This window comes from Micromonospora sp. HM5-17, from assembly GCF_003762835.1.
Taxonomy (GTDB): Bacteria; Actinomycetota; Actinomycetes; order Mycobacteriales; family Micromonosporaceae; genus Plantactinospora.
The window spans coordinates 519,459-537,502 of the sequence record NZ_RJWA01000002.1 but is presented as its reverse complement, the minus strand read 5'-3'; the positions used below and the strand labels follow the sequence as shown (position 1 = coordinate 537,502).

The following is an 18,044-nucleotide window of genomic DNA, read 5'->3' as shown; positions in this document are numbered from 1 at the left end:
CCCGGGACGGATGAGCCGTGGTCCGTCTCATCGGTCGGCCGCGGCGGCGCGGTGCTCGCAGACCGTCAACCTCCGGGCGGTCAGCCGACGGGCGGCCCTCGACCAACCCGGACATCGGCTCGGACGGCCACCCCGCCGGCCGTCGGGAGTTCCCGCGCCATGGGTCGACGTCGCCGCCGGCCCGGGCCGGCGGCGACGGGAATGAGATCGCGCTCCGGGGGTCAGGCACGACGCGCCCGGGACCCGGTCAGCGTCGCACCTCCAGCCAGAGGCACGGTACCGGCGTCTGCGCGACGGTACGCGGGTCCAGCCGCACGTGGGCACCGCCGGGCCGGTAGAACAGGCGCACACCGTCGCCGAGCAGCACCGGGGCGATGAACACCAGGATCTCGTCGAGCAGGCCGGCGGCGAGGCACTGCGCCGCGACGTCGGCGCCGATGATGTTGACGTACCGCTCGCCGGCGGCGTCCCGCGCCGCGGCCAGCCCGCTGTGCAGGTCACCGACGAAGGTGACACCGGGTACGGGCGTCGCCGGCGGCCGGTGGGTCAGCACGAGGTCGGGCCGCGCGACGCGCCGTTGAGCGCGCCCTCCCTGTCGGTGCCCCGGTTCGGGTCGTCGCCGTGGAGGCTACGGGCGCCCACCAGCAGCGCGCCGATCTTCCCGACGAGGTCGTCGGCGATCGGGGTGGGGCCGCCGAGGTGCTCGGTCAGCCAGGACATGTCACCGCCGGGACCGGCGATGAATCCGTCGAGCGACATGGTCGCGGAGTAGAGAACCTTGCTCATGCGGGTTGAGACGGTGCCGACACCGGAGACTCATCGGTTAGGGCCGGCGGCAGAGCGAACGCGGGGAACAGGGCGGGGTCGTGGAAGGCCGTCATCTCCACGATCCGCCGCCGCTCGACGTACACGATCCCGATGGCGAACGGCGCGTACGTCTCCTCTCCGGGAGGGCGGACGTAGGACGCCGCCGCGGGACGGCCGTTGGCGCGCGTCGGCAGCGTCCGGAACGCCCCGACGTACTCTCGGGAGCCGGGATCCCAGCTCGCCGCGAGCGCCGCCAGCACCGCGTCGCGCCCGGTGAACCAGACCGGGTACGGCGGCATCGTCGTGCGAACGTCCTCGGCCAGCAGGTTGGCGACCTCGGCGAGATCGCCACGCTCCACCGCCGCCATGTACCGGCGCAGCACCGCGCGCTCCTCGTCGCTGGGCGGTGCCGTGGGTGCCCAGTCCGCCCGGCGCGGCGGCAGGTGCTCGCGGAGCGTCACGCGTGCCCGTTGCAGCGCGCTGTTGACCGACGCGACGCTGCTCTCCAGTACCGCGGCGACGTTCCGGGCCGGCCACCCGAGCACGTCGTGCAGGATCACCGCGGCCCGCTGCCGGGGCGGCAGGTGCTGGATCGCGGCCAGGAAGGCCAGCTCCATCGTCTCCCTCGCCACGACCGCCGCCTCCGGCTCGTCGGAACGGGGCGCGACCGGTTCCCACAGCCGGTCGGGGAACGGCTGGAGCCAGGGAACGTCGACCCGGACCTGCCGCGGCCGCGCGGCGTCGAAGGGCGGCACGACGTGGTGGGGCAGCGTCCGACGTTTCCGGCCGTCGAGGGCGTCCAGGCAGGCGTTGGTGGCGATCCGGTACAGCCACGCCCGGATTGAGGATCGTCCCTGGAACCCGTCGAGGTTCTTCCACGCCCGCAGCAGCGTTTCCTGCACCAGGTCCTCGGCCTCGTCCAACGACCCGAGCATCCGGTAGCAGTACGCGCGCAGCTCACCCCGGTACCGCTCGACCAGCTCGCCGAACCCCGTCTTGTCGCTCACCCCCGGGACGCTACCCACCCCGACGTCGCGACCGCCCGCCGTCGGCCAGGTGGGAGCCCGCCGACGGGGCGGCCGCCGGGGTCGCCACCGGAGCCGCGCCGACCGGCATGGCACCCGACCTACCTTCCGGGCCGACCCGGCGTACCGCCCGCTGGTGCGTCTCACCGATCCGAGCCCGTCACGAGCGGCGTCGGGGGGCGTCGGCATGGTCACCGGGTACGCTCACCGGCCCGGGCCTGCTGCGGGGCGCCCGGGCCCGGGGCGGTTCGGGGACGGAGTCGGACCCTGGTGATGGCGTGTCCGGTCACCTCGGCGACCTGCGCGGTGAAGGCGGGGAGCGTCACGGTCTCGCCGGGCTCGGTGGGAATGTGGCCGAGGCGGGCGAGGACGAGTCCGGCGATCGTCGTGTAGTCGCCGTCGTCGGGTTCGTCGAGCGCGAGGCCGATGTCGGGCAGGTCATGGATCGGGAAGGTCCCGGCCAGCAGCAGACTGCCGTCGAGTTCCCGCACGACGGTCTGGACGTCCCGGTCGGTCTCGTCGTAGATCTCACCGACGATCTCCTCGACCAGGTCCTCCATGGTGACGATGCCGTCGTTGGCGCCGCGCTCGTCGACGACCAGCGCGAACTGCTGCCGCTGCTGGCGCATCTGCCGCATCGCCTCCATCACCCCGAGGGTCTCGGGCAGGAACAGGGCCGGGACGGCGTGGTCGGCCACCGTGCCGGTGCCGTCGAGCAGGTCCCGCATGTGGACCACGCCGACGACGTCGTCCAGACCGCCGCGTTGCACCACCGGGGCCCGGCTGTGCCCGGACGCGGCGAGCCGACGCAGCCCTTCCGGGGTCGACAGGGTGGCCGGCAGGGTGACGACCTGGGTACGCGGGACGAGGACCTCCCGGAGGATCCGGTCGGCGACCTCGAACGCGCCGGTGATGATGGTCCGGTGCTCGGCGGTCAGGCCGCGCTGGGCGATGACCATCTCCCGGAGTTCCTCGGTGCTGATCTCCTCATGGCCCGCGTTCGGGTCGGTGCCGGTCAGCCGTACGACGGTGTCGGTGGCCCGGCTGAGGAGCCACACCAGCGGTCGGGAGAGGGTGGCCAGGACGTCCAGCGGCCGAGCCACCACCAGTGCCCAGCCCTCGGCGCGCTGGATCGCGATCCGCTTCGGGGCGAGTTCACCGAAGATCAGACTCACGAAGGTCAACACGATGGTCACCAGGACCACCGAGACCGGTTCGGCGGCCGAGCCGAGAAACCCGAGTAGCGGTACCAGTGGCGCGGCCAGCGACACCGCGGCGGCGGCGGAGGCGAGGAAGTTGGCCAGGGTGATGTAGACCTGGATCGTGGCCAGGAACCGGTTCGGGTCGCGGGCCAGCCGGGCCAGGACGGCGCCGCCGCGCGAGGTGCGCTCCAGCCGCTGGATCTGGCTGTCCCGCAGCGACACCAGGGCCATCTCGCTGCCGGCGAAGAGCGCGTTGACCAGCACCAGGACCACGACCAGCGTCACCTGTAGCCCGTAGCCGCCCACGAGACGTTCCGCCTCCCACTCGCGCCGCTGTGGGGACCCAACATAACCGGCCGGTCGTCTACCGCCTGGTAACCAGCCAACGGCCGGCGGCGGGTCGTCCCCGGCGGACACGTCGGCGCGGCGCCGGCGACGCCACCGCCACGTCCGGGGGGCCATACGCACGAAAAGACGTGGTTACACCGGATGAGTGCTGATTCTGTGCGATCCGTGTACAGAAGGCCCCGCATGCTTGCCCGTAACGTGCTTCGGCTCTAGCTGACGGAGGCAGGTGTCCTACATGCACGAGGAAGATCCGACTCCTTCTCCCGCGGCGGTCCCGGGCAGGATCAGCAGGAGGCGGATGCTGGCCGGTACGGTGGCGATGGCCGGCTCCGCCGCCGTGGGGCTGACCGCGTCCGGCCCAGCCACCGCGGCCCCGGCTGCCGCCGCCGAGGACGGGACGGTCTGCAACCCGGCCTTCGGGCCGGTCAGCGTCACGCCCAGCGACCCCCGGTACGACGAACTCGTGGTCGGCAACAACCAGCGGTGGGTCGCCAGGCCGGAGTCCGTACGCCTCGTCGGGTCGACGGACCAGGTCGTCGCGGTCGTCCAGGAGGCCGTCAACGCCGGCAAGCGCATCTCCATCCGAAGCGGCGGGCACTGCTTCGCCGACTTCGTCTACAACGCGGACACCAAGATCATCATCGACCTGTCGATGATGGACAGGGTCTACTTCGACACCAGCCGCAAGGCCTTCGCGGTCGAGGGCGGGGCCCTGCTGGGCAACGTGAAGACGGCTCTCTACAAGGGATGGAACGTCACCCTCCCGGCCGGGATCTGCCTTGACGTCGGCATCGGCGGTCACGCCACCGGTGGCGGCTACGGCATGCTGTCACGCCGGTTCGGTCTCGTCTCCGACCACATCGAGGCGGTCGAGGTGGTCGTCGTCGACAAGTACAAGGTCGCCCGCCGCGTGGTCGCCTCCCGCAACCCGGCGGACCCCAACAACGACCTCTGGTGGGCCTGCTGCGGTGGTGGCGGGGGGGAACTTCGGCGTCGTGACGAAGTTCTGGTTCCGCTCTCCCGACGCCACCGGCGACTCCCCCGCGGCGGCATTGCCGACTCCGCCCAAGAACGTGCTGCTCAACGTGATCACGGTGCCCTGGAGCGGACTTGACCAGGCGAGGTTCACCACCCTGGTCCGCAACTACGGCGTCTGGCACGAGCAGAACGCCGCCGCCGACTCCCCGTACGCGGCGATCTCCAGCCAGATGCTGATCCCCCACCGCGCCGGGGGTACCATCACGGTCTTCACCGAGATCGACGCCGGACTGTCCAACGCCAGCCAGTTGCTGGCCGACTACGTCGCCGCGGTGACCCGTGACACCGGCCTGACGGGCCCGTTCCCGTCGCAGCCGATGGCGTGGCTCGACTCCATCAAGGTGATCGGCACGGCCAACCCGACGATCACCGGCAACCCGACGTTGCGCAGCGGCATCAAGAGCGCGTTCATGCGCAAGAGCTTCACCGACGAGCAGCTCGCGGCGCTCTACGGACAGCTGGTCCGTACCGACTACGCCAACCCCAACGTCGTACTCCAGCTTGCGGGCTACGGCGGCGGGAAGATCAATACCGTCTCGCCCAGCGCCACGGCGTTCCCCCACCGCAATGCGGCCTTCTTCGCGGCGCTCCAGGGCTTCTGGCTGAACCCGGCCGAGGACAGCGTCCACGTCGGGTTCCTGCGCGACGTCTACGGGGCGCTGTTCGCCAGCACCGGTGGGTACCCCGTTCCCAACGACCAGACCGACGGCTGCTACATCAGCGCTCCCGACCCGGACATCACGGATCCGGCCGTCAACCGCTCCGGGGTGCCCTGGTACGAGCTCTACTACAAGGACAACTACCCCCGCCTGCAGCGGGTCAAGGCCCGCTGGGATCCGCACAACGTCTTCCGGCACTCCCAGTCGATCACGGCATCCTGAGCACCCGGGGTCCTCGGGGGTCGCGTCCCCGAGGACCCCGTCCCCCGCCGGTCGGCGCGCCCATCACCGCCGACGGGCCGGTCAGCGCCGGCACCGCTCGGCTCGCCGTCCGGTCGTCGACCGCCTCACGCCGCAGACCGTCAACGGCCGCCCCGGTCAGGAATGCCGGACGACCGACGGGGTCCGGTGGCCTGGGCAGCGCGGAGGGTACCCGGACCCGCCGGCGCGGCGCCGGCCGCCCGGTCGGGCTCAGTCGGGCGCGGAAGGCCCCAGCAGCTGGACCTCCTCGATGTCCAGCGCGGCCTGGAGTTCCCGCAGCACCGTGTCGTCGATCTCGTTCATGTCACGCAGTCGGGTGACCTCGCGCCGCTTGTGCGCGAGAACGCGCAGCCGTAGCCGGCGTTCGAGCTCCCGATCACGGATTGACGTGCTCTCCTCGCCCTCGGCGCGGACGTCGTCGAGAAAGGCCTGGTAGTCGGCGCGGATCCGCTCGACGATCTGCTCCGCCGCACCGAGGTCCCGCGCCAGTTGCGGCAGGATCTCGAGCCCGGCCTCGACGGCGCGCTGCCGGGCCCGGCGTACCTCGGCCACGAGTTGCCGGTCGCCGACGAGCCCCGCCCAGCGGGTGACCAGCGGCAGGGTGGTGGCCTGGGTCAGCATGATCAGCAGGATCACCGTGGCCGTACAGAAGATGATCAGATCACGTTCCTGTACCGGTCCTCCGGCCGAGGTGTGCAACGGAACCGCGAGGGCCGCGGCCAGAGAGACCGCGCCAGGGAACCCGGCCCAGCCGGCCGCGGTGCGAGTCCGCCACCCCACGCGTAGCCCGAGCTGGGACCGCCGGCGGTCGACGAGCTGCAACACGACCGCGGAGACGTGGATCCAGGCCATCCGGGTCGCCAGGACCACCACCGTCACCACCAGCGCGAGGGTCACGGCGCGCGCCATCGACAGGCTGGTCACGCCCCGCACGGCCCGCGGGATCTGCATCCCGAGGAGCACGAACAGCCCTCCGTTGATGAGGAAGGTGCTGAGATCCCAGAACGACAGGGCCATCAGCCGCGAGCGGGCCCTGATCGCCCAGGGTGCGGCGTACGCGATCATCAGGCCCGCGATCACCACGGCGAGTACGCCGCTGGCGTGCACCACCTCGGCGAGCAGGAACGCGACGAACGGGGTGAGCACGCTGAGCGCGCTGTCCCGGAGCGGGTCGTCGAGTCGTCGGCGGATCAGGATGGCCGCCCCGCCGACCACCAGGCCGGCGACGATCCCGCCGACGAGCGAGACGGCGAACCGCCCGGCGAGCTGCGCCGCCCCGGGCTCGGTGCCCTCGACGAGCACCTCGAGTGCCACCGCGTACAGGACCAGGGCCGTACCGTCGTTGACCAGACTCTCGGCCCGGAGGATGGTGAGGAACCGGCGGGGCAGCCGCTTGGCGAGCCCGGCGACGGCGGCGGCGTCGGTCGGTGCGAGGACCGCTCCGAGGACCCAGGCCACCGCCGGCTCCAGCCCGAGCGCCTGCGCGGCCAGCGCCACCGTGACCATGGTCGCCCCGACCAGCGCCACGGCGAGCAGCGAGATGGCCAGAAGATTGGCCCGGATCTCCCGCAGGGAGAGGGTGAGGCTCTCCCGGTAGAGGATCGCCGGCAGGAACAGCAGCAGCACCACGTCCGGCCGCAGCACCACGTGGGCGAAGGGCGGGGCGAACGCCAGCAGTGCGCCCGCGCCGATGAGCAGGACCGGCGGCGCCACCCGGTACCTTCCGCCCAGGGTGGTCCCGACGACCACGGTGGCGCCCAGCACCACCATCAGTACGAGCGCTTCCACCTCGTTCCTCATCCCCTCCTACCGCCCGGCGCGGTACGCGACCGCGTACTCGTGGTCGGGGCGGCACGACGCCCGGTGGTCTGGCTCCGCCGTCGCCGATCCCGCCGGGACGGCCCCGCCGCGCGGCTCAGCGAAAGGGTGGAGCCGGCAGCCGGGGAAAGAGCCGCCACGAGAGGACGTTCGAGACGGCGACCCCGGCCAGCACCGCGGCGACCAGCACGGCGATCAGGATCGGTGACAGCGCGGACGCTGTCAGGGCCACGACGGCGAGCAGGATCGCCCCGATCGGCCGGGACGCCGAGACGTGGCTGAACACGAAGTAGTCGAGCAGGGCCCGGCCGGTCAGGAACAGGACCGGCCCGCCGACGATCACCAGCAACCACGACAGCCGGGTGTGGCCGACCGGCTCTCTGATGATCAGGGTGTCCCCCACCCCGCTGATCGCGACCCCGATAACCATGATCAGGTGTGAGTACGACGCCAACTCGCCGACCCGGGCCTGTGCCTTGGAGGCCACGATGGCGGCGGGAAGCAGTTCGCCGGCCCGGTAGAAGTAGATCTGCCACAGCAGCACGGTGATGATGAACGCCACCACCAGCGCAAACGTCCGGTCGCGCTCGAAGGCGTGTGGGCTGAAGTGGATGCCCGAGGTCAGGATCGTCTCGCCGAACGCGATGATGAGCACCTGCCGGAAGCGCTCGGTCAGGTGCTCCTCGGCGACCTTCCGGCCGCGTAGTCCGGCGCGGCCGAGTCGCGGTGTCGGGAAGTCGAGCAGACCGCCCAGGTAGTCCGTGAGAACGGCGAGGCTCCACAACACCATGCGGGCGGAGCCCTGGGTGAACATCCCGATGATCCACGGAACCGCGGAGACGGTCGCCCAGGCGAGGATGCGGACGCTGACGAGCTGGGCGTACCGGTCTCCGCCGAGCAGCACGAGCCACAGGTGCCGAAGTACCTGGATGGCCACGTAGACGGGGGCGAACACCAAGGCGCTGCCGTCGAAGGCGGCGGGCAGGGCCGCCGCCATCAGCAGGGTGCCGAGCATGGTGGCGATGACCGTCAGCTGGATGACCGGACGCTCGGGGTCGTACCGGTTGGTGGTCCACGCCATGCGGTACCAGACCCACCACATGGCCAACACCAGCAGCAGCACCTGGTAGAGGCCCAGCCAGGTCAGGTCCTCGACGAGGCGCTCGCCGAGTCGGGTGAACGCGAACACGAACACCACGTCGAAGAGCAGCTCCACGAAGCTTGCCCGCTGGGGCCCCTCCAGGTTCCGCAGCAGGGCGACCGACCGGTCCGGTGTGCCCATGCATGCCTACCCAACCCGTGAGCTTCCTGGACGTACACCAGACTCTGACAATAGCTACTTAAAGGATGATTCGCGCACTTCTGCCGAGTCACGTGGTGTTCCGCCGGGACCGCCCGGGGCCCCACGGGACGGTCGGCGGATCCCGTCGCGCACCCGTTCGAGGACCGCCGGTGCGGCTGATGGCGCCGGCCTCCGCCGGGAACCGCGCCGGTGGCGGTGGCGCGCGGCCCGGGAGTCGGGGGTGGCGACACGCGGGGCGGGACGCGCCGGGGTCGGACCCGCCGTACGGCGGCCGGTTCGGCCGCCGGGCTCGGCGTCACCGCCCCGGCCGGGGCGGTATGGTCGGCGTGCGCCCACTGCACGTAGGCACACGTGCCCACGTCGTCGCGAACCGTGTTGACCGACGGGAGGACCCAGCGTGCCGACCGGGGTGGCCCTCCGTGACGCCCGCGCCCAGCTCTTCGACGCTGCGGAACGCGTCCTGCTCCGCGACGGCCCCGGCGGACTGACGAGTCGTGCCGTCACCACGGAGGCCGGGGTCGCCAAGGGGGTTCTGCACCGGCACTTCGCCGACTTCGACGCCTTCCTCGCCGAGTTCGTACTGGACCGCATGGCCCGGATCGACGCCCAGGCAGCCGCCCTGCGCGAGGCCGCCGGCACCGGCACCGTCGTCGACAACCTGACCGGACTCCTCACGGAACTGTTCGGCTCGGTGGCCCTGGCGATCATCCGCCTCGTCATCGCCCGGGACGAGCTACGTAGCCGGCTGCGTCAGGTCAGGTCGAGCCACCTACCCATCCTGTCGGACGCGACGGCCATGATCGCGGCGTACCTCACCACCGAGCGCGACCTCGGCCGGATCGCGGTCGACGCCGACGTCGACGCGCTCGCCCCCATCCTCGTCGGGAGCGGGCACCTGCTCTTCACGGACCGGGAGGAGGGCCCACCCGACGCCGGGACCGTCCGCAGGATCGTGACCACCGTCCTCGGCGACCTCACGCGGGAACCGCAGCCCTGAGCAGCCCTGAACGGTCGCCGTACGCGGGCGGGTCCCCGCACGCGGCGCCTGCCGTACGGGCGCACCGGCTCGGGCCGCCACCGATCATGGGCGTCCACATGGCGAAAAGTCACCTCGGAGAGGTTGCCGTCAGGTCGCTGATCTCGATTTGCTGTCCCCTGTCGTCGGCGATCGCCACGGCGTCCCCCGCGCGCGCCCGACAACGGGAGCGCGCCCGAAGCCCAGGGGAGCCCGATCTGATCAGTTCGCGACGTCTCGCCTGGTCGGTGGCGGCGGCACTCGCCATCGTCCCGGTCACGGCCGGTCCCGCCCAGGCACACCACCGCACCGGCACCGAGCCGACCGGGTTCACCGCCACGCACGGCGCCAGCATCGCGGTCACCCCCGCCTGCGGGGTCGCCGCGGTCTCGTGCCGGTACTTCGACGGTCGCCGCTCACTGCGGGTCACCACGAACGCGTCGACGGCCTCGGGCACGGTCATCACCCGGCGACCGGAGATCAGCGCCGGACAGACGTACAAGCTCTTCGCCCGGCTCCGCGCCGACACCCCCGGCACGGTACGGCTGCGACCGAACTGGTACAACGCCGCCAACGCGCTCGTCTCGACCGGCGAGAGCACCACCATCACCGCCACCACCAACTGGCTGGAGTGGCGGTTGACCGCCACCGCGCCGGCGGGCGCGGTCCGGGTGGAGGCGGGGGTCGTCGCCCCGGCGCAACCCTCGTTCACCTTCCACGCCGACACCTTCCAGCTGAACCACTGCAACCCGAACTGCCGCATCGACACCTGACCGTCCGGGGGCTCCGCGGACCGAGGCACCGCGGAGGGAGTACACGGGAGGCATCGTGAACGCTCCGCCGTCACCACGGGTGGCCCGGCCCGTGATGCACCAGCAGTGGAACTGGGTCACCTTCCTCCACTGGCGGTACCCGCCCGCCACCGTGCAGGCGGTGCTTCCTCCCGGGCTGGCGGTCGAGACCTTCGACGGATCGGCCTGGGTCAGTCTGGTTCCGTTCCTGATGCAGGGGGTCAGGCCTCCCGGCGTACCGGGCGTGCCGTGGCTGTCAGAGTTTCCCGAGACGAACGTCCGGACGTACGTCCGGGACCGCCAGGACCGCAGCGGCATCTGGTTCCTGTCCCTGGACGCGGCACGCCTGCCCGCCGTGGTTGCCGCCCGTCTCAGCTACGCGCTCCCGTACTTCTGGTCCGACATGACGGTGGACCGCACCGAGGAGCGGATCTCCTACCGCTGCACCCGCCGTTGGCCGGCACCGAGGGGGGCGCGCTGCGACGCCGAGGTCCGACTCGGCGCGCCGCTCGCCGAGACCGAACGGGACGAGCGCGCGTCCTTCCTCACCGCGCGGCACCGACTGTTCACGGTGATCCGCGGCCGGCTCGCCACCGCCGAGGCGGAACACGCCGAGTGGCCACTGCGCCGGGCCGAGCTGCTCCACCTCGACCAGAACCTGCTCCCCGCGGCGGGGCTCCCCCCGCCCGACGGGGCGCCCCTGCTCCACGCGTCGTCGGGAGTTCGGGTCAGGATCGGCATGTGGCGCCGGTGAGTGCCGCGGTGTCCGGTGTTCCGGTCACGCCGGTCAGGCGTCCCGGCGACGCAGCACGAGGTAGGCCACGGCCAGAAGCGCCGCGGTGACCACGCAGCACCAGCCGAACCCGACCCAGGGCGTGAGTTGGCCGGGGACGGGCTCGACCCGCATCACCTGCTGGCCCGCCTCGGTCGGCCACCACCGGTAGATCGCCTGTCCGGTGCGGCCGAACGCGGGCAGGAGGGTCGGGAGGATCAGCACCAGACAGATCACCGTGGTGATCGCGCCGGCGCTGTGCCGCAGGAGCACTCCCAGGGCGACCGTGAACAGACTGAGCACCGTCAGGTACAGGGCCGCGCCGAGCAGGGCCCGGACCGATCCGGCGGACAGCGCGGCGACCCGCGCCGCCCGGGACGTCATCACGACGTGCGCCACCAGGTACGAGAGGCCGCTGAGCAGCACACCGCACACCAGGACGGTGCCGGCCACAGCCGCCGCCTTCGACAGCAGGAACCTGAGCCGGGAGGGTACGGCGGCCAGGCTGCTACGGATCGCGCCGCTGCCGTACTCGCTGGTCACCGCGAGCGCGGCCAGAACACCGACGGCGATCTGGCCGAAGAGGAAACCGGCCAGGGCGACCCGGACGGCGTCGTCCGCGCCGACCGCGGTGCCGGGTGGCACGTTGGGAGACCGGGCCACGAGAGCCGCCGTACCAAGGCAGAGGCCCGCGGCGGCGAGCAGACTCCACAGGGTCGCGCGCACGGTGCGCAGCTTGGTCCACTCCGACCTGATCCCGTCCCACAGCCGGGGCTGCGGGCATGACACGCGGCCGGTCACGACGGGCTCCCGGCGAGCGACGCGGCGCGGTACTCGACGGCGCCGTCGGTCAACGCCATGAACGCCGCCTCCAGAGAGGCACGCTGCGGTGACAGCTCGTGCAGGCACAGACCGGCCTCGGCGGCGATCTCCCCAATCCGCGCGCAGTCCAGCTCCTGCACCGCCAGCGCGCCATCGGCGAGCGTCTGCACGACGCCACCGGCCCGGTCCAGCAACGGGGCGAGTTCCGCGGCCTGCGGGCTGCGTACCCGGACGTGGTTCTGACCCGCCGACCGGATGACGTCGGCGACCGAACCGTCGGCGACGAGCCTGCCCTGGCCGATGACCAAGAGGTGGTCGGCGGTCTCGGCCATCTCGCTCATCAGATGGCTCGACACGAACACCGTTCGCCCCTCGGCGGCCATCGCGCGCAGAAAGCCGCGGATCCAGCGGATCCCCTCCGGGTCGAGCCCGTTCACCGGCTCGTCGAAGATCAGTATGCGGGGGTCGCCGAGCATGGCGGCGGCGATGCCCAGCCGCTGGCTCATGCCGAGCGAGAAGCCCTTGACGCGCCGGCCAGCCACGTCCGCGAGGCCGACCAGGTCGAGCACCTCGGTCACCCGGCGCCGCGGGATCCGGTTGCTCTCCGCGAGCGCCAGGAGATGGTGGTACGCGGTCCGGCCACCGTGCGCGGCTCGCGCGTCGAGCAACGCGCCGACCGTCCGCAGTGGGGCGGTCGACTCGGCGAAGGGCCGGCCGTTGACCAGCGCCTGCCCGGACGTCGGATGGTCGAGGCCGAGAATCATCCGCATGGTCGTGGACTTGCCGGCGCCGTTCGGACCGAGGAAGCCGGTCACCCTGCCTGCGGTAACCCGGAACGACAGACCGTTCACCGCGGTCGTCCGACGGTAGCGCTTGGTCAGGTCGCGCACCTCGATGGTGCCGTCGTCGTGGTCGACTGTCATGCGGTGGAGCCTCGCCGGTACGGCATGTCGGGTCATCGCCCCAGCGGAGACAAAACAGCGGTAAACCGGAGATCGACGGGAGGGTCCCGGAACGGGGCCGCATCAATCCCGAGGATGATGATCCGGGGGCTGATGTCGCGGCGTGACGCCGCGAGCTACCGTGACCCGGTGCCCAGCGAAGGTCGCCCGCCGCTTCTGAGCCGGCTGCGGACCCGGCACTGGGTCGCCATCGACGCCGTGCTGGTGACCGTCCCGTTTGCAAGCAGCATGCTGGACAGCTCGTGGGCGGCGGACGCCCGGGTGCCATACTGGCTCGCCCTGGTGCTGACGGCCGGTGCCATGCTCCCGCTGGCGGTACGCCGGATCTGGCCGCTGCCGGTCGCCGGCGTCGTGGTGGTCTGTTCGACCGCGTCGATGCTGGCCAGCGGAGCCCGGTACCCGGCGTTCGAGGTGTCGCTGGCGTGCTACATGGTCGCGGTCCAGCGGCCGACCCGCCGGGCTCTGGCCGTGCTGGTCGTGGCTCTGGTGGCGGTCGCCTCGGCCGTGGTCCTCTCCCCGCCCACGGCCGGCACCGGATCGGCTCCGGGGCTGCTGGTGACGAACGTGGTGCTCATCGCGGTGGCGTGGGCGCTCGGGTTCCAGGTCCGCGCGCAACGCCGCTACGCGGCCCGGTTGCGCGAACTGAGCGCCCGGGAGGCGGTCGGCCGAGAGCGCCTGCGCATCGCCCGGGAGCTGCACGACGTGGTCGCGCACGGGATGAGCCTGATCGCCGTCCAGGCGAGCGTGGCGAACTACGTGGTGAACGAACGGCCCGACGAGGCACGGCGGGTGCTCGGCTCGATCGAGGAGGCGAGCCGGTCCGGGCTTCAGGAACTGCGGCACATGCTCGACGTCCTGCGGACCGGCGAGGACGAACCCGACCGGGTCCGCCGTCCCGAGACCGGACTGGACGGGCTGGACGCCCTGGCCGCGCGGTTCCGCCGGGCAGGTCTGCCGGTCCAGATCCGCGTCACGGGCGCCAGGCGGCCACTGCCGCTCGCCGCCGACCTGTCGCTGTACCGGATCGCCCAGGAAGCGCTCACCAACGTGGTGAAGCACGCCGGCCCGGCGACGGCAGAGGTGGGGATCGACTTCCGTCCTGACGGGGTGTGCCTCACGGTGACCGATGACGGTCGGGGCGCCGCGGTCCCGGCCGGCGCCGCCCATGCCACGGTCGGCGCGGCCGGTGGGGCTGGTGCCCGGGTGGCCGGCGACGATGCCCGGGTGGCGGGCGACGGCGTTCCCGTCCGCGACGGCCACGGGATAGCGGGGATGCGGGAGAGGGTCGCGTTGTTCGGCGGAAGCCTCACCGCCGGACCGGTCCCGCCGCCGGCGACCGGGTTCCAGGTCGTGGCCTGGCTGCCGCTCGCCGAGGTGGCGACGTGAGCGTCCGCGTCGTCGTCGCCGACGACCACGCACTGGTGCGGGGCAGCTTCCGGGTGCTCCTCGACACCGCGCGGGATCTCCAGGTGGTGGGCGAGGCCGGGGACGGCGCGCAGGCTGTCGACGTGGTGACCCGGGAGCGGCCCGACGTGGTCCTGATGGACGTACGGATGCCGGTGCTCGACGGCATCGAGGCGACCCGGCAGATCACCTCCCAGCCCTCGCTCGACGACGTCAAGGTGGTCATGCTGACCACCTTCGACATCGACGAGTACGTGTACGCCGCGCTGCGCGCCGGTGCCAGCGGCTTCCTGCTGAAGGACAGCCCGCCGGAGGATCTCCTCACCGCCGTCCGGGTGGTCGCGGCCGGGGACGCGCTGCTGGCCCCGCGGGTGACCCGGCGGTTGATCCGCGAGTTCGCGGCCCTGCCGCAGCCGGTGGCCCGTCCACCGCAGAACCTCGCGGGCGTCACGCCACGCGAACTGGAGGTGCTCGTGTTGGTCGCCCGCGGGCTGTCGAACGCGGAGATCGCCGACCACCTGCACGTCAGCCTCGCCACCGCGAAGACCCACGTCACCCGGCTGCTGACCAAGCTCGGGGCCCGGGACCGGGCACAACTCGTCATCATCGCGTACGAGTCCGGCCTGGTCAGGCCGAGGTGATGGACGGCTCCGCCGTCGACCCCGGGTAGCCATGCCGGATGCGACGCGCCCCCTGCGACCCGCGGTCCGGCGCCGGCCACGGGCACGGCGTCCGCCAGCTTACCCCCACCGTCCGACGGCCGTCGGCGGGCGATCGGAGGAGGACGGCCGCGCCGGAGGTCCGCCTCCGCCGATCGGCGGGTGTTGTGCGCCCGGCCGGTCCGATGGGACCCTGGTCTCCGTGCCGCGCCCGTACGCCCGACGGACGCGGACGGCTGCCAGCCGGGGACCGCTGATCCGGTCGGGTCGTCGTCGCGACCTCGCCGGGACGGGTGATCGTCCGTGGAGGACCTGTCGCGTGCGATGGACGTCTCCGTGGCGGATCCTGCGGCGCATCGTCTCCGCGGCCACGCCCCGGCGCCGACCCGCCGCCCTCGTCACGACGGGGGTACTGCTCGTGGCGGCGGCGCTTCCGGCCTGTGGACTCGTCCGGGCCGATCCACCCCGACCGGAGGCGGAGCGACAACCGGAGCTCTGGACGTTCTGTCCCGCGACGGGTGGAGGTCCCTGCGCCGAGTTGGGCGGGCCGAGTCAGGATCCGGTCGGTCGTACCGTCCGGCCGGACGGAGCCCCGGATCCGCCCGACCGGACGCCCTTCACCACGCTCCAACTCAATCTCTGCAACAGCGGGCTCGCGGCCTGCTACGCCACCCTCAACAACGGCCGGGCGGTACCGGAGGCGTACGCCGCGATCATGGCGCTGCGACCGCAGATCGTGACCCTGAACGAGGTCTGCCGCGACGACGTGGTGACCGGCCTGTATCCGGCGCTGGCCCGCGGTTTCCCGGGCGACCAGGTGTTCTGGGCGTTCCAGCCGACGGCCGACCGGCTCGACGCGTCCCGGGCGTACCGGTGCCACAACGGTGAGCCGTACGGCGTCGGGATCCTCGGCCGGGTCCGGGCCGAGAGCTGGGCCGGCCTCTCGGTCTTCAACGGCCTCTACCCGCAGCAGGGCGACGGCCCGGACGAGTTGCGGGTGTGGCTCTGCGTGGCGGCGATCGCCAACTACTACGCCTGCACCACGCACCTGACGTTCGCCTCCGCCTCCGTGGCCTTCCGCCAGTGCCGCCACCTGCTGCACGTCGAGATTCCCGCGATGCGGACCGCGGTCGGCTCCGCGGCTCCGGTGCTGGTCGCCGGCGACCTGAACCTGCGGGACGGCGGCACGCCGGACGTCCGCGACTGCGTCCCCGCCGGCTACCGCCACCTCGGCGACGGCGACGTCCAACACCTCATCGTCAGCGGCGACCTCGACCTCGGACCGGCGCGCCGTTATCCGATGCGGCACACCGACCACAGCGGCTGGCACGTCAGCGTCGCTCCCTGACCACCCGGGCCGACACCGGCTCCCCGCGCCGGATGTCCGGCGGCGTCGCCCGCCGGCACCAGACACGTGCCACTGTGACGCAGCCAACCGACCAAGATTATCGATATACGCCGATCAAGCGTGTTACGGTGACGCCGCACTCACCCTGAGAGATGAGTATCTCACCCATTGTCACAGAGGAGTCCTCGGATGCGAGCCAGGTATCCCGCGGCGAGAGCTCGGCTGCTCGTCATCTCCGCGGCGGTAGCGGTGGCGGTGACGGCGATGCCGATGTCGGCGACGGGCGCGTCGGCGCACGCCGCGACGGTGCTGTACAGCTTCGGCGGTGGCAGCGACGGGGCAAACCCGCAGGGTCCCGTCGTCTTCGACTCCGCCGGAAACCTGTACGGCACGACCACCTTCGGCGGGTCCGGCGACGGTACGGTCTACCAGCTGAGGCCCAGCGGGTCAGGGTGGACCAAGACCACCCTCCACACGTTCACACCCGCCACCGGCCGGCTCCCCCAGGGCCCGCTGGCCATCGATGCCCAGGGCAATCTCTACGGCACCGCCTACCAGGGCGGCGCGGCCGGTCACGGCGTCGTGTTCCGGATGTCGCCGCGTCCGGACGGCACCTGGACGTACCGCCTCCTGTACAGCTTCACCGGCGGCACCGACGGCGGACTGCCGACCGGCGGCGTGACGGTGGACGCGAGCGGCAACCTCTACGGGACGGCGAGCCGGGGCGGGCGGTACGGCCAGGGCGTCGTCTTCATGCTCTCGTCCGACGACAGCGGCGGCTGGACCCAGACCGTGTTGCACCACTTCCGGGCCGACGGCGTGGACGGCCGGCATCCGGGTGGCCGGGGAGCGCTGGTCTTCGACCAGTCCGGAAACCTGTACGGCGTCACCATCGAGGGCGGGTCCGCCAACGCCGGCGTCGTCTTCCAACTGTCGCCGAGCGGCACCACCTGGACCGAGACCGTGCTGCACCACTTCGCGGGGGGCAGTGACGGGGCGAACCCGACCGGCAGCCTGTACCTCGACGCCGCCGGCACCATCTACGGCACCACGATCGAGGGCGGGGCCAGCGGCAACGGGACGGTGTTCCGGCTGACGCGGTCCGGGGCGACGTGGACCACGAGCGTGATCTTCGACTTCCCGGGCGGTGCCAACGGTCACTCGCCGTACGCCGGGGTCATCGCCGATCCCGCGGGCAACCTGTACGGCACGACCTCCGGTGGCGCCTTCGGCGTGGGCGGTGTCGTCTACCAGCTGTCGCCGTCCGGCGGAGGCTGGACCCAGAGCGTTCTCCACACCTTCGACGGCACCGGCTCGTACGCGGCCTGATCCGCGATTCGGCGGGCAACCTCTACGGCACGAACACGTTCGGCGGCCCCCACTCCGCCGGCCAGGTGTTCAGGGTCACGCCGTGAGCTGAAACGCCTCACCCCCGGCACGGGAGATGGTCAGGGCCCCGCGGAGTGTTCAGATCCGTGCCGCCCCGCGTGCCGTCCCACCGACAATGAGAGCCCTCGCGCCCTACCCGCGGCGTTCGGACCGATCGACCACGGGTAGGGCGCCGGGGCGATGCCGTCGCCGCGAGGGCTGGGGCGGGTGGCTGGGCTCCGTCTGCCTGGTCCGCGCCCGGCACACCCGCCCCGCACCGGCATCGTCGACCCGATACATCGGCGGCACCGTTGGACCCATCCTCGACGCCTCGCGCACAGGACGCGCACATGTGGCGCCCGGGCCGGCGTACCGGTGAAGGCATCCGCGGCCGGACGGTCCGGTGCACCAGGGTGGACGACGGTGCGGTGGAGACCGTTGG

The 18,044-nt window shown here is 72.2% G+C and carries 17 protein-coding genes; 9 read left to right on the top strand and 8 right to left on the bottom strand.

Annotated features, from left to right (window positions below):
• Positions 1-247: 247 nt before the first annotated feature.
• The 4 genes from EF879_RS27550 to EF879_RS07620 all read right to left on the bottom strand — a co-directional run bounded on the left by EF879_RS27550 (position 248) and on the right by EF879_RS07620 (position 3,340).
• Complete coding sequence (locus tag EF879_RS27550; RefSeq protein WP_199736217.1) at positions 248-553, bottom strand: dihydrofolate reductase family protein; 306 nt, start codon at positions 551-553, stop codon at positions 248-250.
• Positions 547-786, bottom strand: coding sequence for a dihydrofolate reductase family protein (locus EF879_RS27545; RefSeq protein ID WP_199736215.1), 240 nt, complete (start codon positions 784-786; stop codon positions 547-549). Before EF879_RS27545 ends, EF879_RS27550 begins: the two co-directional genes overlap by 7 nt.
• Positions 783-1,814, bottom strand: a complete 1,032-nt coding sequence (locus tag EF879_RS07625) for a sigma-70 family RNA polymerase sigma factor (RefSeq protein ID WP_158624128.1) — start codon at positions 1,812-1,814, stop codon at positions 783-785. The genes EF879_RS27545 and EF879_RS07625 overlap by 4 nt, the downstream gene beginning before the upstream one ends.
• A gap of 209 nt (positions 1,815-2,023) precedes the next feature.
• Positions 2,024-3,340, bottom strand: a complete 1,317-nt coding sequence (locus EF879_RS07620) for a hemolysin family protein (protein WP_199736213.1) — start codon at positions 3,338-3,340, stop codon at positions 2,024-2,026.
• Between the two features lie 340 nt (positions 3,341-3,680).
• Here EF879_RS07620 and EF879_RS27540 point away from each other — a divergent pair, with 340 nt between their 5' ends.
• Positions 3,681-4,496 carry an FAD-binding protein gene (locus tag EF879_RS27540; RefSeq protein ID WP_199736211.1) on the top strand — a complete coding sequence of 272 codons (816 nt, stop codon included), beginning with the start codon at positions 3,681-3,683 and terminating at the stop codon, positions 4,494-4,496.
• Positions 4,378-5,301 carry a BBE domain-containing protein gene (locus EF879_RS27535; RefSeq protein ID WP_199736209.1) on the top strand — a complete coding sequence of 308 codons (924 nt, stop codon included), beginning with the start codon at positions 4,378-4,380 and terminating at the stop codon, positions 5,299-5,301. Before EF879_RS27540 ends, EF879_RS27535 begins: the two co-directional genes overlap by 119 nt.
• A 249-nt stretch (positions 5,302-5,550) precedes the next feature.
• Here EF879_RS27535 and EF879_RS07610 read toward each other — a convergent pair whose 3' ends face one another.
• Both EF879_RS07610 and EF879_RS07605 read right to left on the bottom strand, forming a co-directional pair.
• On the bottom strand, positions 5,551-7,140 hold the full coding sequence (locus EF879_RS07610; RefSeq protein WP_123556197.1) for a Na+/H+ antiporter: 1,590 nt from the start codon (positions 7,138-7,140) through the stop codon (positions 5,551-5,553).
• A 115-nt stretch (positions 7,141-7,255) separates the two neighbouring features.
• The gene (locus EF879_RS07605; protein WP_123556195.1) at positions 7,256-8,440 is read right to left on the bottom strand and encodes a low temperature requirement protein A; all 1,185 of its coding nucleotides are present in this window, start codon (positions 8,438-8,440) and stop codon (positions 7,256-7,258) included.
• Between the two features lie 418 nt (positions 8,441-8,858).
• Here EF879_RS07605 and EF879_RS07600 point away from each other — a divergent pair, with 418 nt between their 5' ends.
• The 3 genes from EF879_RS07600 (at position 8,859) to EF879_RS07590 (ending at position 11,021) form a co-directional block, all read left to right on the top strand.
• The gene (locus EF879_RS07600; protein ID WP_123556193.1) at positions 8,859-9,458 is read left to right on the top strand and encodes a TetR/AcrR family transcriptional regulator; all 600 of its coding nucleotides are present in this window, start codon (positions 8,859-8,861) and stop codon (positions 9,456-9,458) included.
• A 266-nt stretch (positions 9,459-9,724) separates the two neighbouring features.
• Positions 9,725-10,249: a hypothetical protein gene (locus EF879_RS07595; RefSeq protein ID WP_123556191.1), complete on the top strand. Its 525-nt coding sequence runs from the start codon at positions 9,725-9,727 to the stop codon at positions 10,247-10,249.
• Between the two features lie 55 nt (positions 10,250-10,304).
• Positions 10,305-11,021, top strand: coding sequence for a YqjF family protein (locus EF879_RS07590; protein ID WP_199736207.1), 717 nt, complete (start codon positions 10,305-10,307; stop codon positions 11,019-11,021).
• A gap of 33 nt (positions 11,022-11,054) precedes the next feature.
• On the opposite strand, the gene EF879_RS07585 is transcribed toward EF879_RS07590, so the two are convergent.
• A complete protein-coding gene (locus EF879_RS07585) occupies positions 11,055-11,840 on the bottom strand; it encodes an ABC transporter permease (protein WP_158624127.1) in 786 nt (261 codons plus the stop codon).
• Complete coding sequence (locus EF879_RS07580; protein WP_123556189.1) at positions 11,837-12,784, bottom strand: ABC transporter ATP-binding protein; 948 nt, start codon at positions 12,782-12,784, stop codon at positions 11,837-11,839. Before EF879_RS07580 ends, EF879_RS07585 begins: the two co-directional genes overlap by 4 nt.
• A 168-nt stretch (positions 12,785-12,952) precedes the next feature.
• Here EF879_RS07580 and EF879_RS07575 point away from each other — a divergent pair, with 168 nt between their 5' ends.
• From EF879_RS07575 to EF879_RS07560, 4 genes are all read left to right on the top strand, one after another.
• Entirely contained in the window at positions 12,953-14,209 is a 1,257-nt protein-coding gene (locus EF879_RS07575) for a sensor histidine kinase (protein WP_158624126.1), read from the top strand.
• A complete protein-coding gene (locus EF879_RS07570) occupies positions 14,206-14,868 on the top strand; it encodes a response regulator transcription factor (protein WP_123556185.1) in 663 nt (220 codons plus the stop codon). Before EF879_RS07575 ends, EF879_RS07570 begins: the two co-directional genes overlap by 4 nt.
• A 337-nt stretch (positions 14,869-15,205) precedes the next feature.
• Positions 15,206-16,234: a hypothetical protein gene (locus EF879_RS07565; RefSeq protein ID WP_123556183.1), complete on the top strand. Its 1,029-nt coding sequence runs from the start codon at positions 15,206-15,208 to the stop codon at positions 16,232-16,234.
• Between the two features lie 189 nt (positions 16,235-16,423).
• Positions 16,424-17,563, top strand: coding sequence for a choice-of-anchor tandem repeat GloVer-containing protein (locus tag EF879_RS07560; protein WP_148086378.1), 1,140 nt, complete (start codon positions 16,424-16,426; stop codon positions 17,561-17,563).
• The last annotated feature ends 481 nt before the right edge of the window (positions 17,564-18,044 follow it).